We start from the raw sequence: 13,983 nt of genomic DNA on the forward strand, positions 1-13,983 counted from the left end.
TGCCTCGGCGGGAGCAGGTGCAGGGGCCGGCGCGGGCGCCGCGGCGGCCGAGCCGAAAATGGCGTCCTTGATCGTACCGAAGATGCTCATGCGATTCTCCTCACGTTTCCACCCCCGAAGGACAGTGGCTTAGGACCTGTACCCGCGACCGGCAATGGCCGCGATCGGTCCGGCTGCTGCAGCCTATTCCGGTTGCGTGACAAAATTTTTTCGGGGCTGATTTGTTCGCGCGGCTGGGGCATGGGGGCGGGATGCCGCAACCTGGGGACCCTCCTAGCGCCGAATCCTCGTCGCCGATCCATTTCGTGGAGTTCGTCGCGCTGATCGCCGTGCTGATGGCGCTGGGTGCGCTCGGCATCGACACCATGCTGCCCGCGCTGCCGGAGATCGGCGAGGACCTGAATGCCGCCACGCGCGATCTGCCCCTGGTAGTCGTGATGTTCTCCGGCGGTTTCGGCGCGGCGCAGCTGATCCATGGTCCGCTGGCCGACCGCTACGGCCGGCGACCGGTGCTGATCGGGTCGATGGTGCTGTACATCGTGATGAATCTGGTCTGCGCGATGGCGAAGAGCTTCGACCTGCTGCTGCTTTCGCGCGTTTGCGCGGGGGTGGCGATCGCCGCGACGCGCGTAGTGACGATCGCGCTGATCCGTGACTGCTATTCGGGGCGGGCGATGGCGCGGGTCAGCAGCCTGGCCGTGATGACCTTCATGATCTTTCCGATTATCGCACCGAGTATCGGACAGTTCATCCTGCTGATGGGATCGTGGCGGCTGATCTTCAACATGATCGCGGTCGTCAGCGTGGTGACGGTCCTGTGGTTCGTGGCGCGCATGCCGGAGACCTTGCCGCCGGAACGCCGCGTACCGCTGGAGGCGAAGCTGCTGCTGGGCAATTGGAAGCGCACGCTGCAGGATCGGCTGTCGGTCGGCTATGCAGCGGCGGTGATTGGGCTGCAGGGCGCGCTGTTCGGCTACATTACCAGCATCCAGCCGATCGTCGAGAAAGTGTTCCATCAGCCCAATCGGCTGGGGCTGATCTTCGCCGCCTGCGCGGTGACGATGGCCTGCGGCAATCTGCTTAATTCGCGGATCGTCATGTGGCTCGGCATGCGGCGCATCTCGCATGGCGCGATGGTCGTGCTGATCGTGGCGGCGTCGGCCAGCCTGGTGATCAGCCATCTCGGCCTGGAGAATCTGTGGACCTTCGTCGCGCTCCAGGCGGTGACGATGGCGTGTTTCGGCCTCGCCGCATCGAATTGCTCGGCGATGGCGATGATGAACATGGGCGAGATCGCGGGGACGGCATCGAGCCTGCAGGGCTTCGTCGTCACCACCGGCGGTGCCGCGATCGGTGGCCTGATCGGCATGGCGTTCGACGGTACCACCACGCCGCTGCACCTTGGCTTCCTGACCGCCGGAGTGGTAGCATTGGTGCTGGCGGCGATCGTCGAGCGCGGTCACCTGTTTCGTCCCGCTTAGAATAGCGCCTGACGGAACCCAAAGCCCGCGCCGCCGTTCGCTTACTGATCAGTCATGGAGACGGAGATGGGCGGATATCAGGTGCCGGGCCAAGGGTCGGGTGACGATGGGTATGACGAGGAAGGCTATGACGAAAGCCAGCGCGCCGAAATTTTGGAAGCGACGCGCGACGGACCGACCGACGGGACGATCCTGACCGATCTCGATCCCGATCTGGGAGACGAACCCGAAGAGGACGATATCGAGATGTCCGACGATGATATCGGCGAGGAAGACGACGACGCCGACCAATCGGAAGACGATATCGACGAGGACGAGGTCCAGGACAAGTTCGACGACGGCGATTCCGACGATGACGACGATCTGTCTGACGCCAATGATGAGGCGCTCAACTCCTGACGGCATCGCGTCGGCATTGACCGTCGATTAGCCGCCGCCCTAGGTTTTTCCTACCGGAAACCGAAAGGAGACCCGATGCCCAGGGATCCGCGCGTCGACACCTATATCGCGAGCAAGAACGACTTCGCGAAGCCGATCCTCACGCATCTGCGTGACCTGATCCATGGCCACGCCCCGGCGGTCGAGGAAACGATCAAGTGGAGCATGCCGTTCTTCACCTATAAAGGCGAATTGCTCGCCAATATGGCGGCGTTGAAGCAACATGCCGCGTTCGGTTTCTGGGACCGGCTGGGCCTGGCGACCGGCAAGGAAGGCGATGCGATGGGGCAATATGGCCGCTTGACCGACGTCGCGACCCTGCCGCCTGACACGCTGTTGCTCGACCGGCTCGACCAGGCGCTGGCCAAGATCGATGCCGGCGAGAAGCCCAAGCGACCTGCCCGCGGCAGCAAACCCGAAGTGGAGGTTCCGCCCGCGCTCGCCGACGCGCTGGCGGCGGACGCGCAGGCGATGGCGACTTGGAACGCCTTTCCGCCGAGTTGCCGTCGCGAATATTGCGAATGGGTGGCCGACGCCAAGCGCGACGAGACGCGGGCCAAGCGGATCGCCCAGACGATCGAACAGATCCGCGCGGGCAAGAAACTCAACTGGAAATACGAGAATTGCTGAGCGGCGAGCGGGCGAGTGAGTCCGCGACGGACACGCTTGCCTTCTTCCCGCGATATGATACGTTATCACGTATCTGAACGGGAGAACGCTCATGGCCAGCCGTACCGCCCATTCCCAACCGATCGCCGAGATGAACATCACGCCGTTGATCGACGTGCTGCTTGTCCTTCTCATCATGATGATCCTCACCTTGCCGGTCGCCACGCACACGGTGGCAGTCGACTTGCCCAACGGCACGCCACGGACGGTGCCCGATCAGAAGATGCACCGGCTCGAGATCGCCGCGTCGGGGGCGCTCAGCCTCGACGGCGCTGCCATTGCGGAGAGCGCCTTGCCCGATCAGCTGGTCGCGACGATGGCCGACAAGGACGCGACGCTGACGATCCGCGCCGATGCCGCCGCGCGCTACGAGACGTTCGATCGCGTGCTGGCGACGGTGAAGCGCGCCGGCGTCACGCGCCTCGGGTTCGTCGGCAACGATCAGTTCAACGGCGTCTTCTGACCGGGAACGACGCGGGCATTGGAACGTTCACATCCCCTATCACCGCATTGTCCGGGGGTTCCATCTTGCGCGTCGTCCTGCTCGTTCCGTTCCTGTGCCTTGCCGCCTGTTCGCAGCCGGCCACCACCGGCAATACCGAGGTCGATATCAACGATGCTGCCGAACGCGCGCGGGGCGACATCAACAGCTATAATGCGACGGATAACGTGTCGGAGGTTGCGACCGACGGCGCGGTGGCGCCGGCGACCGGTGACGAGCCACCGCTGGCGCCTGCCGAGCCCGGCCAGCCGGGCGGGTTGCCCGATGACAAGACTCCGGTTTCCGAAGGCAAGTTCACCCCCGACAGTGCGCAGGGCGCGGCGAACGTCGTCCAGACCTATTTCGCCAGCATTGAAGGAGGCAGGTATGCGGCGGCGCGCGCCTTGTGGGGCAATAATGGCGCCGACAGTAAATTGAGCCCGGCCGCGTTCGCGGCGAGCTTCGCCAAATACAAGGAATATCACGCCAATATCGGTGGCCCCGGTGAGATCGAGGGCGCGGCGGGAAGCCGCTACGTCTCGGTCCCCGTACAAGTCTATGCCCGGCTCAAGGACGCCCGGCCCGATTACCAGACCGGCGAGATCGTCCTGCGCCGCACCGAGGTCGATGGCGCCACGCCCGAGCAGCGCAAATGGCACATCTATTCGATCGACCTGAAGCCCGCGCCGGGCAAGGGCGCGAAACCGGGAGCCGATAACGGCCCCGGTGCCGCCGACACGAGTGGCACGCCGCCGGTCGTGAGCGCGCGCTATCGCTGCATGGACGGCAGCAAGTTCGCGGTGCGGTTCGACAATCAACGCGACACTGCCGCGATCACCCGCAACGGTCGGCCGCTGGCGACGCTCGACGGGCAGAAGCCGGCCTCGGGCATCTGGTACAGGAAAGGCCCGTACGAGTTGCGCGGCAAAGGCGATGCCGCGACCTTGACGACGCCGGGCCAGCCGCCCATCGCGTGCACTGTCATTCGCTAACGAAAGAGATCGACCGGCATGTGGACGGTGGCCCTGCTCGCGCTGTCCAATTGTTTCATGACGATCGCGTGGTACTGGCATTTGAAGGGCGGCATGGCCAAGCCGCTGTGGATCGTCATCGCGATCAGCTGGGGCATCGCCTTTTTCGAATATTGCCTGGCGGTGCCCGCCAACCGCATCGGCTATGCCGCAGGTTGGACGGGCGGACAGCTCAAGGTGACGCAGGAAGCGATCGCGCTCGCGGCGTTCGGCGTGTTCATGGTGACCGTGCTGGGCGAGCCGCTCGGCTGGCGGCATCTGGGGGCGTTTCTCTGCCTGGTCGGTGCGGTCGCGTTTCTGTTCGCGGGAAAGTAGGCGACGGCCCCTTAATTCCCCATCGCGTTGGCGAGCACCGCCAGGTCGCCATTGTCCACCGCGATGCCGGTCGCGTCGGTATCCGCGGCAGTGGCATTGTTGGTCACCGGATCCGGCGCATTGGCGCTCGCAACGTCATACGCCGTCCAGATGATCCCGGCCGCCCAGAACAGCGCCGACCATCGGCTGCGAAAGATTTTGGTCGAGATCATCACCGGACGATAGCCCGGCACCGTTAACGCGCGCTCCGCAAAGCCGGTTAATGGCGGGATTGCCCGATCGCTCGCGCGGTCATAGCATCGCGCGACTTCAACCAAGGGAGAGGCGCGATGACCAGGACGATGTCGGCACTGGTGCTGGTGATGGCCGCGAGCGTGCTGACCGCGGCAGCGGCGACGCGGCGTGACGACGCCGATCAATTGATCGCGGCGCGGCAAGCAGGGTTCAAGCTGCAAGGCGCGGCCTTTGGCGGCATGAAAGGGGTGATCGATGCCAAGGGCGACGTGAAGACCCAGGCCTTTGCCGCCGGCGCGATCGCCGCTTGGGCGCGCGCCTTGCCGGGGCTGTTCCCCGCGGGCAGCGACGGCGGCACGACCAAGGCGCTGCCCACCGTGTGGAGCGACCGCGCCGGGTTCGAAAAGGCGGCGGCGACATTGGCGGCCGAGGCGGCCAAGCTCGCCGATCTCGCCAAGGCGGGCGATCAGCCGGGCTTCGCGACGCAATGGGGCGTCGTGCGTGGCGCCTGCTCGGCCTGCCATGATAAGTATCGCGTGCCCGACAAGCCCAAGGGATAAGCGGGGCGCCGAGCGGCGCTAGTTACAAGGCGTCAGGCGGTAGACTAAAAAAGCTGCCTGGCTGGAATCGACCCAATTGCAGACATTTCGATATCATGGCACGCACGCACGATGCGGACTAGCCTGCTAATTGTCCTGGGCGTTTTTCTTACCGGATGTGTGAATGAAACACTCCGGTTAAGGACGGACGCCGACCTGGTTCGAGACGGTATGCGCGTCGCCCGCGACGCATCCTATTGGTGTTTCATCCCCGCAGTGGAGCAGTATCGAAAACGGCTGGGCGCTCGGCTGCGCAAAGCTGCATGGCTGATGGCCGATTCAGGATCGAATGTCGACGTAACTGGGGCTCTCGCGAACGCCGACGATAGCGACAAGAACCTCGTTCAAGCAGGCTGCAAGCGCCGCTCCTTGACGTCCAATTCTGATCTTCGGTGCGAGGCGGCGATTGTAAAAGAGCTTGAAGACCGCGTGCGACACAACCGTGCGCTAAATCTCACGCGATAGCGTCTGGAAACGGCGGGGTGGGGTCCAACAGCGGAACGGCAACCAACCACCATTCCCGGACTTCCCCGTCTATGAACGCACGATCTAATTCGGCATCACCTTGCCGCTGATCTCTCCATCCGGGAATTTGTCGGTGTGGATGTTGATCACGATCTTGCCGGCATTCAGCGCGTCGACGAATTCCTCGAACGTATCCTGATCGTTGAGCAGCTTCGCGCCCTCGGCATAGGCATAGTTGCGCATCGACACATGGAACCCGGTCTTGGTCGCGCGGTAATTGGCGCCATAGGGCACGGGCAGCACCGCCTCGACATCGTCGGCGGTGCGATATTGGTGGAAATGGACCGGGCCGATCGGTTTGGCGACCAGGGCGTCGTTGAGCTGGTCCAGCGTGATGCCCTGGACGTCGAGTTCGACCGACACGCGTTGCGACTTGGTGTCGACCTTGATCGTCACGCGTCCATGCGCGGGCGATCCGGTGGTCGTCGGGATCGCGGTGCCGTTCAGCGTCGCGTGGAAGCTCTCGGTCTTGGCCGCGGCGGGAGTGGCGATCGCGATGGCGGTGACGGCGGTCAGGACGATCAGGGGAGTGAAGCGCATCGAATCCTCAATTGGCAGGCGAGCACGGGGTACGCGCTCGCGGCTGGTTAGCCGGGACAAGCTTGCCCCAGGATGAAGCGGGCTCCCCTCCCCGATTTGGCCGGGACATAGGGTCGTTTCGACACTGGCGATAGGACAGACTCGGCACGCAAATTCCCTCTCCCGCATGCGGGAGGCAGCCGCTCGCGGAGCGGCGGAAGGTGAGGGCAGGAGTTCGTGTCTGTCCTAACCCCTCGCCGCTGCGCCGCCCGAGCCTCTTCTAGGACGCAACGCGACCAAGCTAAATCGTCACCCCGGCCTTGTGGCGGGGTCCACCGGGCCGCAATCCCAGGCGCCAAAGAATGTGCTGCACGGTGGATGCCGGCACAAGGCCGGCATGACGATCACCTTGCTCAACGCCATAGCTTTTACCGATTGTCGAGCTGACTTCTGACTGCGGCCAGCCCCAGCCGGCTGATCCGGTACGGCTGCCCGCTCTGGCTGAAGATCAGCCCGCGCCGCTTGAGCTTGCGGAATATCGGCAGTGAGCCGTCCGCCAGCACATGGCCTTCGCGAGTAAAGCAGACCGCCTCGACGATCCGCCCTTGTGTGTCACGGCGGTGATGGATCGCGCCGCCCTGCGCGAGCGCGTGCAGCACGCGCTGTTCGTATTTGGAAATGTTCACGTGGATTGTGCCCGTCAGTCGAGAAAACGACCGCGCCGCCCGACCGGGACATCCCGGCGGGTCGAGCGCATGACGACGGCGCCTCCGGCAAAACCGAGGCCGTCAGGTCAGCGGGCGACAATTTCCTTCATACTTCCCTCAAGGGCGGTGAACGCCGCCGATGTGCCTTTGGGCGGCGGGTTCGTCAAGATTTGGGCTCGGACCATGACGACATTCGACAAGGGCTTTCGGTGCTTAGCCGACATGGTAGGATGGTACCGGAAGAGGAGCGTGTCATGACCGGATGGATCGATTGGCTCCGCAAGCTGCGTGGGGTGCAATGGCTGGCGCTCGTTGCGCTGTTATGTGCCTATGCCGTCATCGCGATGCCGTTCCTCGGCATGCCGTGGAATCGGATGGAAGATTTCGTGGCCCTGCTCATGATTTTGGGCGTGTTTGTTTTGCTCGCCACAGGCGGGAACACAGTTGTAGCAAGGCAAGGGCGATCCGGATTTGGCCATCTCGGCAGGGTCGCGATGGCCATGATGTTCATTTGGGGGCAGCCGTGGTGGCCTGTCCCGCGTCCGCAGCAAGCCAGTGATTTTTGGGTCTTCATCTGGCCGTTCATCATCTTGGTGAACGCAACTCAGATTCTGTCGGCGCGGGCGCCGGATCCTAAGGGCGCGGCGTTCGACGAGGAACCCGGTCTGGCGTGAGCCGCCGTCAGGCGAAGCCGGCACCCGCCTCGCGCGGCTCGCAGCGGATCAGGCGGCTGGTCGCGACCGCCGCCTGGCGATGGACGACCGCGAGGCGATAGGCGGGGTCGGTCACCATCTCGAGAAAGGTGTGCGCCGAGGGGTAGAGCGCGACGAACGCGGTATCCCACGCTTCGTCCGCCGGTCCGGTCAGCACCAGCCGCGGCGCGCCCGACCAGATCACGCTGCCGCCGACGCGGCGAAAGATTGGCCCGCTTTCCGTGCCGTAACGGGCATAGGCCTCGGCGCCGGTCAGCCCGAGCGCGGCGCAGTCATGGCCGTCCGGATAGGCAGCGCGCTCGCGATAGCGGACCAGGTTGAGCATCGCGATCGGCGCGTCGCGGGGAAGCGCCTTGAAGGCGTCGAACTGCTCGCGGGTGGGATCGATATGGGCTTCGGGCATGGCGCGCCTTTCGAACTTTGCGAACTCGCGCCGTGGGTATATTTCGTGCGAGTGACCAGCGAAAAGTCCCTGTTCGATATCTGCGATCCGGTCGCTGAGGCGGCAGCGGACGCGCGGGCGGAACTGGATGTGTTAGCGGGTCGGCTGATCAGTCACTCCGCCGTCAAGCGTTGGATGGCATCTTGGAGTTCAACTGAGCCCTTACCGCGACCTCGCGTTGGGGACTGACGGGGAGTTTGGTGCATTTGGTAAACTGGCACCGAGATCCGATCTGGAAATTAGCGCGTTTGGTACGGTAATTCTATCTTCGGGACCGGTTATTCAACTAGTGCGATAGGGTATCCCACAATTATATATGACGTTGAATTTTCGGCAATACTGAGACATCACGTCATTTACTCGCTTGACGCTGCGATCTTGGTCTAGCGCCGGACCGGATAAGATATTTACAATGCTAAAATCTAGCGACTCAACACATTTAAAGGCTTGATCGAAGGATATTTTTATAAATTTGACTGTTCCGAATTTTCCTTTCCTTTCGAAAATTTCATGACCGTGTCCATAGGAGACAAGGCGAACTTCTTCTTCTTCTGAAAACCCGGAGCTTTTCATGAAGGGGGCCACTCTAGCAAAATCTGATTTCAAACCGCGCGCGACCCCTTCAATTTGCTCCCGCGATTTTCCTTCGTTGAACGCTGCTGCAAGCTTTTTTGCTATTGGAAGCGCTAGCTCTGCTTTTTCTTGTTCATCGTATACCACGGCTCCAAGATCGTAAGTAGGTTCTAATGCGGAGTATGAGAACAAGTCTTCGGAGAATGAGATGGCGACCCCGTCTGGCCCTGCGTACGCGCGCCACTGACTCAGAGCATTCTCTTCCCTCGTGAACGAGCAGATGAATATATTCACATCTTCTTTAAATATCTTTTCAACTTCACAAAAAATGTCTCCAACGTATTCTTTTCTATGAAGTAGATTTGATGTTTGTATTGCTAAAACATCCCAAGCATGATCTATTTCCTTAAAATCATTCATTGAAGTGTGATGACTAGCCCATAACTCTCCAGTAGACATCATTGATGCGAACGCTTGATAATCCGTGTAGTGATAAATTAAATTGTCCGGAATCGAAAATTCACTGCTCATCGTATAGCAAATGGATGCTACCGCTCGCTGGGTTTGATCTCTTAAATTGCCGGCGCTGGAGTATGTCATTCTGGCCCTATGAAAGGGCAACCCTCGTTCTCGAACAGTAAAACCGAGAGAAGATTGCCCTTTTGCATATTTGGGGCGCAGCGGCTTGAAGGACGACATTTCGCTGTCTCATTCCGCCGCAATCCCCGCCTTATCGAACATATCCCCTTCGCCACTCCCGACATCCTCGTTGGCCGCCGGCCCGGCCTTCGCCTTCTGCCGCTTGTCGAAGCTGTCCCACACGTCGTTCCACTGACCGCGCGTCGCCGCCTTCGAATATTCCGTCGCGCGGGTTTCGAAGAAGTTGGCATGCTCGACGCCGTTGAGCATCGGGGTCAGCCAGGGCAGGGGATGCTCGTCGATCATGTAGATCGGCTTCATGCCGAGCTGGCCCAGGCGCCAGTCGGCGATGTAGCGGATGTACTTCTTGATCTCCTTGGGCGACATGCCGTTGACCGGGCCCTGCTCGAACGCGAGATCGATGAACGCGTCTTCCAGCCGGATCGTCGTCTGGCACACGTCGCCGATATCGTCGCGCACCGCCTTGGTCAGGCAGTCGCGTTCCTGCACGAAGGCGTGGAACAGGCGGATGATGCCTTCGCAATGCAGGCTCTCATCGCGGACCGACCAGGACACGATCTGGCCCATGCCCTTCATCTTGTTGAAGCGCGGGAAGTTCATCAGCATCGCGAAGCTGGCGAACAGCTGCACACCCTCGGTGAAGCCGCCGAACATCGCCAGCGTGCGGGCGATATCCTCATCGGTGTCGACGCCGAATTGCTGCAGATAGTCGTGCTTGTCCTTCATCTCGGCATATTCGAGGAACATGCCATATTCGCTCTCGGGCATGCCGATCGTGTCGAGCAGGTGGCTGTACGCCGCGATGTGCACCGTCTCCATGTTGCTGAACGCGGTCAGCATCATCTTGACCTCGGTCGGCTTGAACACGCGGCCATATTTCTCGTGATAGCAATCCTGCACCTCGACATCCGCCTGGGTGAAGAAGCGGAAGATCTGGGTCAGCAGGTTGCGCTCGTGGTCCGACAGCTTCTGCGCCCAGTCGCGGCAATCCTCGCCCAGCGGCACCTCTTCGGGCAGCCAGTGGAGCTGTTGCTGGCGCTTCCAGAATTCGAACGCCCAGGGATATTCGAAGGGCTTGTACTGTTTGGAGGCCTTGAGAAGCGACATGGAGTGACCTTTCGGACTAGAATTTGATTGGGATGATGTTGCCGGTCGGCCCGAACAGGCCGAACGAAAAAGCAGCGAGGAAGAGCCACAGCAGCGGCGCGCCGATGAGCATGAGGCGCGCGACGCGACGTGCGGCGGCGGGATCGAGGCTGCCGACTTTGGGCGCGGCGCCCACGTCATTTTCAGCGCGATCGGCCATGCGACGGAAGCGCAGCGCGACGAACAGGTCGGCGACCAGGATCAGCGTCACGATGCCGAGGAAATAGGCGCCGTTCATGCCCCCGTCCCCCAGCTCGCCATCGCGCTGGCGAAGACGGTCAGGATCGCGGCCAGCGCGAGCAGCATCGTCGCGCCGATGCGCTGGGCATAGACCGCGCCTTCACTCGTCACGCGGCGGGTGAGGACGACGATGCCGCCTGCGCCGGCGACGCCGGCTACCGCATACATGATCAACGGGGCACGGTTCATGCGACCAACTCCGCGGTCGTGCGTTCTGCTGCCGAAACCATCACAGGAGAATGACCGTGACCGACCTCAGCCAGATCAAGGAACATATGGAAGTCATCGGCGCCGACGGCGTCCATGTCGGCACCGTCGACCATGTCGAAGGGGACCGCATCAAGCTGACCAAGAAGGATTCGGGCGCGGATGTCGAGGAAGGGCAGGGCAGCCATGCCGGGCACCACCATTACATCTCGCAGGGCCTGATCGCCGGTATCGAGGGCGACAAGGTGCGGCTGAGCGCCAACGCTGATGTCGCGGTGTCGTTTGAGGAGGAAGAGCAGGCGTGACGCGATAACTCCCTCTCCCGTCGGGAGAGGGAGGGAGGCGCGAAGCGCCGGAAGGGTGAGGGCAGAACGGTTCACGCCGCGCTGCCCCTCTTCCTCTTATCCAGCGTTGCGGCCACGGCGGCCACTACGCCATCGATATTCTCCATCACGTCCTCATTTGAAAAGCGCTGGACATAAAAGCCCTCGCTTTCGATCACTTTTGTCCGTGCCGCGTCATATTCTGCGGTGTTGGCGTGCGTGTCGCCATCGACTTCGATCACCAGCGCTTCCGAGAAGCACATGAAGTCCGCAAAAAACGGACCGATCGGCGTTTGGTGCCGCCACTTCAGCTCCGGGAGTGCTTCACGCAGCGCACGCAACAACCGACGCTCGGGCGAGGCCGCGTCGCGACGTAGCTGTCGCGCGCGGGGAACGGTTCCGATCGGTTTGTTCGCGTAAAGGCGCACTGCCCTCACCCTTCCGGCGCTTCGCGCCTCCCTCCCTCTCCCGAAGGGAGAGGGAATTAGCCTACCTCACTGGCACGCCAGGCATTCATCGTAATCCGTCGTTTCGCCCAGTTCGAACTTGGGCGCCTCGATCGTGTTGTCGGCCTCGACCCCGCCGGCGAACCCGGCGCGCTGCACCGATTTCGAGCGGAGGTAGTAAAGCGACTTCACGCCCAATTCCCAGGCGCGGAAGTGGAGCATCAGCAGGTCCCACTTCTCGACATCGGCCGGGATGAACAGGTTGAGGCTGGTCGACTGGTCGATATAGGGCGTGCGGTCGGCCTGGAGCTCGATCAGCCAGCGCTGGTCGATCTCGAAGCTGGTCTTGTAGCAGTCCTTTTCCTCCTGGCTCAGGAAGTCGAGATGCTGGACCGAGCCGCCGCGCTCGAGGATCGAATTCCACACCGCATCGCTGTTCTTCGATTTCTCGATGAAGATCTTCTCGAGATACGGGTTCTTGACCGAGAACGACCCCGACAGCGTCTTGTGGGTGTAGATGTTGGCCGGGATCGGCTCGATGCACGCGCTGGTGCCGCCGCAGATGATCGAGATCGACGCGGTCGGCGCGATCGCCATCTTGCAGCTGAAGCGCTCCATCACGCCCATGTCGGCGGCGTCGGGGCAGGGGCCGCGCTCGACCGCCAGCGCCATCGACGCGGCGTCGACCTGGGCGCGGATCTGCTTGAACATCTTCATGTTCCACGACTTCGCCATCGCGCCTTCGAACGGCAGGCCGCGCGCCTGAAGGAACGAGTGGAACCCCATCACGCCCAAGCCGACCGACCGCTCACGCATCGCCGAATAAGCGGCGCGCTCCATGCCGGGTTCGGCGCGGTCGATGAAATCCTGCAGCACATTGTCGAGGAACCGCATGATGTCCTCGATGAAATGCTCGTCCTTGTTCCACTGATCCCAGGTCTCAAGGTTGAGCGAGCTGAGGCAGCACACCGCGGTGCGATCCTTGCCGAGGTGATCCTTGCCGGTCGGCAGGGTGATTTCCGAGCACAGGTTCGAGGTCGAGACCTTCAAGCCCAGATCGCGATGATGCTTGGGCATCGTCGAGTTCACGTGATCGGCGAAGATGATGTACGGCTCGCCAGTGGCGAGACGGGTCTCGACCAGCTTCTGGAACAGCGCACGGGCATCGACCTTGCCGCGCTCGCTGCCGTCCTTGGGCGACTTGAGCGACCATTCGGAACCGTCGCGCACCGCTTCCATGAAGGCGTCGGGGATCAGCACGCCGTGGTGCAGGTTGAGCGCCTTGCGGTTGAAGTCGCCCGACGGTTTGCGGATCTCGAGGAATTCCTCGATCTCCGGGTGCGAGATGTCGAGATAGCAGGCGGCCGAGCCGCGGCGCAGCGAGCCCTGGCTGATCGCCAGCGTCAGGCTGTCCATCACGCGAACGAACGGAATGATGCCGCTGGTCTTGCCGTTAAGGCCGACCGGCTCGCCGATGCCGCGGACATTGCCCCAATAGGTGCCGATACCGCCGCCGCGCGAGGCGAGCCAGACATTCTCATTCCAGGTGTCGACGATGCCGTTGAGGCTGTCGGGCACCGAGTTGAGGAAGCACGAGATCGGTAGGCCGCGTCCGGTGCCGCCGTTCGACAGCACGGGGGTCGCCGGCATGAACCATAGCCGCGAGATATAATCGTAGAGGCGCTGCGCATGCGCGCCGTCATCGGCATAAGCCGACGCCACGCGGACGAAGAGGTCCTGGTACGATTCGCCCGGGAGCAGATAGCGGTCGTTGAGCGTGTCCTTGCCGAAATCGGTCAGGAGGTCGTCGCGCGAATGATCGACCTCGACTGGGTATGGCTTGGCGATCGACTTCGAATCGCGCTTCTTCGTCTGGGGTGCCGTATTCGCCTGCACCGTCGCCGCTGCCGCCTCGATCGCATCGGTCGCCATATTCTCGCCCGTTCCTTCGGTGTCTCTGAAATCCATCATCCGCCCCTGCTTTCCGCTCGCACAAATCGACTCGGGGGAACGAACCCCCATCCTACCATCCGGGCCCAACAGGTGAGAACAAAAATAGTCCACAGCCTGTTCAAAAAGCACGCGAGGGGTCCTGCCGCGATATAAGATCGCGACTGGATTTCCACCAGTGCTTGGGTCGCCCCCGAACCGAACTACAACAGATTGTGCCCATCCGGCTCCGGACGCAATACCGTAAATGACGAATTCATGACTCAGTTCGTCGCTATTTTGAC

20 protein-coding genes are annotated in these 13,983 nt (G+C 62.1%); 10 read left to right on the forward strand and 10 right to left on the reverse strand.

The annotated features are described in order from the left end of the window. Nucleotides 1–251 precede the first annotated feature (251 nt). From SAS01S_RS05050 to SAS01S_RS05075, 6 genes are all read left to right on the forward strand, one after another. Entirely contained in the window at nucleotides 252–1,481 is a 1,230-nt protein-coding gene (locus SAS01S_RS05050) for a multidrug effflux MFS transporter (protein ID WP_066805836.1), read from the forward strand. A 66-nt stretch (nucleotides 1,482–1,547) separates the two neighbouring features. Beyond that, nucleotides 1,548–1,880, forward strand: a complete 333-nt coding sequence (locus SAS01S_RS05055) for a DNA primase (RefSeq protein WP_066805980.1) — start codon at nucleotides 1,548–1,550, stop codon at nucleotides 1,878–1,880. Between the two features lie 75 nt (nucleotides 1,881–1,955). Continuing rightward, entirely contained in the window at nucleotides 1,956–2,549 is a 594-nt protein-coding gene (locus SAS01S_RS05060; protein WP_066805838.1) for a YdeI/OmpD-associated family protein, read from the forward strand. Nucleotides 2,550–2,640: 91 nt separating this feature from the next. Beyond that, a complete protein-coding gene (locus tag SAS01S_RS05065; protein ID WP_066805841.1) occupies nucleotides 2,641–3,051 on the forward strand; it encodes an ExbD/TolR family protein in 411 nt (136 codons plus the stop codon). 65 nt (nucleotides 3,052–3,116) lie between these two features. Beyond that, the gene (locus SAS01S_RS05070; RefSeq protein ID WP_174544937.1) at nucleotides 3,117–4,061 is read left to right on the forward strand and encodes an MliC family protein; all 945 of its coding nucleotides are present in this window, start codon (nucleotides 3,117–3,119) and stop codon (nucleotides 4,059–4,061) included. A gap of 18 nt (nucleotides 4,062–4,079) precedes the next feature. Continuing rightward, nucleotides 4,080–4,415: a DMT family protein gene (locus SAS01S_RS05075; RefSeq protein ID WP_066805844.1), complete on the forward strand. Its 336-nt coding sequence runs from the start codon at nucleotides 4,080–4,082 to the stop codon at nucleotides 4,413–4,415. Between the two features lie 11 nt (nucleotides 4,416–4,426). Here SAS01S_RS05075 and SAS01S_RS05080 read toward each other — a convergent pair whose 3' ends face one another. Then, nucleotides 4,427–4,648: a hypothetical protein gene (locus SAS01S_RS05080; protein WP_245656753.1), complete on the reverse strand. Its 222-nt coding sequence runs from the start codon at nucleotides 4,646–4,648 to the stop codon at nucleotides 4,427–4,429. A gap of 96 nt (nucleotides 4,649–4,744) precedes the next feature. On the opposite strand from SAS01S_RS05080, the gene SAS01S_RS05085 reads away from it, so the two are divergent. Next, nucleotides 4,745–5,209, forward strand: coding sequence for a c-type cytochrome (locus SAS01S_RS05085; RefSeq protein ID WP_066805847.1), 465 nt, complete (start codon nucleotides 4,745–4,747; stop codon nucleotides 5,207–5,209). 588 nt (nucleotides 5,210–5,797) lie between these two features. On the opposite strand, the gene SAS01S_RS05090 is transcribed toward SAS01S_RS05085, so the two are convergent. Next, complete coding sequence (locus tag SAS01S_RS05090; RefSeq protein WP_066805850.1) at nucleotides 5,798–6,313, reverse strand: CHRD domain-containing protein; 516 nt, start codon at nucleotides 6,311–6,313, stop codon at nucleotides 5,798–5,800. Nucleotides 6,314–6,720: 407 nt separating this feature from the next. Beyond that, nucleotides 6,721–6,978, reverse strand: a complete 258-nt coding sequence (locus tag SAS01S_RS05095) for a YjhX family toxin (protein WP_066805853.1) — start codon at nucleotides 6,976–6,978, stop codon at nucleotides 6,721–6,723. 275 nt (nucleotides 6,979–7,253) lie between these two features. Between SAS01S_RS05095 and SAS01S_RS05100 the strand changes: the two genes are divergently transcribed. Next, nucleotides 7,254–7,673 carry a hypothetical protein gene (locus tag SAS01S_RS05100; RefSeq protein WP_157082672.1) on the forward strand — a complete coding sequence of 140 codons (420 nt, stop codon included), beginning with the start codon at nucleotides 7,254–7,256 and terminating at the stop codon, nucleotides 7,671–7,673. Nucleotides 7,674–7,680: 7 nt separating this feature from the next. On the opposite strand, the gene SAS01S_RS05105 is transcribed toward SAS01S_RS05100, so the two are convergent. Next, nucleotides 7,681–8,115, reverse strand: coding sequence for a DUF1330 domain-containing protein (locus SAS01S_RS05105; protein ID WP_066805858.1), 435 nt, complete (start codon nucleotides 8,113–8,115; stop codon nucleotides 7,681–7,683). On the opposite strand from SAS01S_RS05105, the gene SAS01S_RS23415 reads away from it, so the two are divergent. Next, complete coding sequence (locus SAS01S_RS23415) at nucleotides 8,101–8,343, forward strand: hypothetical protein (RefSeq protein WP_500799073.1); 243 nt, start codon at nucleotides 8,101–8,103, stop codon at nucleotides 8,341–8,343. The genes SAS01S_RS05105 and SAS01S_RS23415 overlap by 15 nt on opposite strands. Nucleotides 8,344–8,436: 93 nt before the next feature. Here the strand turns inward: SAS01S_RS23415 and SAS01S_RS22100 are convergent, their stop codons facing one another. The 4 genes from SAS01S_RS22100 to SAS01S_RS05120 are packed head-to-tail and all read right to left on the reverse strand — an operon-like array spanning nucleotide 8,437 to nucleotide 10,962. Continuing rightward, nucleotides 8,437–9,426: a DUF2971 domain-containing protein gene (locus SAS01S_RS22100; protein ID WP_084238538.1), complete on the reverse strand. Its 990-nt coding sequence runs from the start codon at nucleotides 9,424–9,426 to the stop codon at nucleotides 8,437–8,439. A 9-nt stretch (nucleotides 9,427–9,435) separates the two neighbouring features. Beyond that, complete coding sequence (locus SAS01S_RS05110) at nucleotides 9,436–10,494, reverse strand: ribonucleotide-diphosphate reductase subunit beta (protein WP_066805861.1); 1,059 nt, start codon at nucleotides 10,492–10,494, stop codon at nucleotides 9,436–9,438. A 16-nt stretch (nucleotides 10,495–10,510) separates the two neighbouring features. Then, complete coding sequence (locus SAS01S_RS05115; RefSeq protein ID WP_066805864.1) at nucleotides 10,511–10,771, reverse strand: hypothetical protein; 261 nt, start codon at nucleotides 10,769–10,771, stop codon at nucleotides 10,511–10,513. Beyond that, nucleotides 10,768–10,962 (reverse strand): hypothetical protein, encoded by a 195-nt coding sequence (locus SAS01S_RS05120; protein WP_066805868.1) that lies wholly within the window; start codon nucleotides 10,960–10,962, stop codon nucleotides 10,768–10,770. The genes SAS01S_RS05115 and SAS01S_RS05120 overlap by 4 nt, the downstream gene beginning before the upstream one ends. A 56-nt stretch (nucleotides 10,963–11,018) precedes the next feature. On the opposite strand from SAS01S_RS05120, the gene SAS01S_RS05125 reads away from it, so the two are divergent. Further along, the gene (locus tag SAS01S_RS05125) at nucleotides 11,019–11,285 is read left to right on the forward strand and encodes a DUF2171 domain-containing protein (protein WP_066805984.1); all 267 of its coding nucleotides are present in this window, start codon (nucleotides 11,019–11,021) and stop codon (nucleotides 11,283–11,285) included. 71 nt (nucleotides 11,286–11,356) lie between these two features. Here SAS01S_RS05125 and SAS01S_RS05130 read toward each other — a convergent pair whose 3' ends face one another. Together SAS01S_RS05130 and SAS01S_RS05135 are read right to left on the reverse strand one after the other, a co-directional pair. Next, a complete protein-coding gene (locus tag SAS01S_RS05130) occupies nucleotides 11,357–11,731 on the reverse strand; it encodes an endonuclease domain-containing protein (protein ID WP_066805992.1) in 375 nt (124 codons plus the stop codon). Nucleotides 11,732–11,797: 66 nt separating this feature from the next. Next, nucleotides 11,798–13,717 (reverse strand): ribonucleoside-diphosphate reductase subunit alpha, encoded by a 1,920-nt coding sequence (locus tag SAS01S_RS05135; RefSeq protein WP_066805871.1) that lies wholly within the window; start codon nucleotides 13,715–13,717, stop codon nucleotides 11,798–11,800. Nucleotides 13,718–13,983: the final 266 nt, after the last annotated feature.

It is taken from the genome of Sphingomonas asaccharolytica NBRC 15499 (assembly GCF_001598355.1).
Classification (GTDB): domain Bacteria; phylum Pseudomonadota; class Alphaproteobacteria; order Sphingomonadales; family Sphingomonadaceae; genus Sphingomonas; species Sphingomonas asaccharolytica.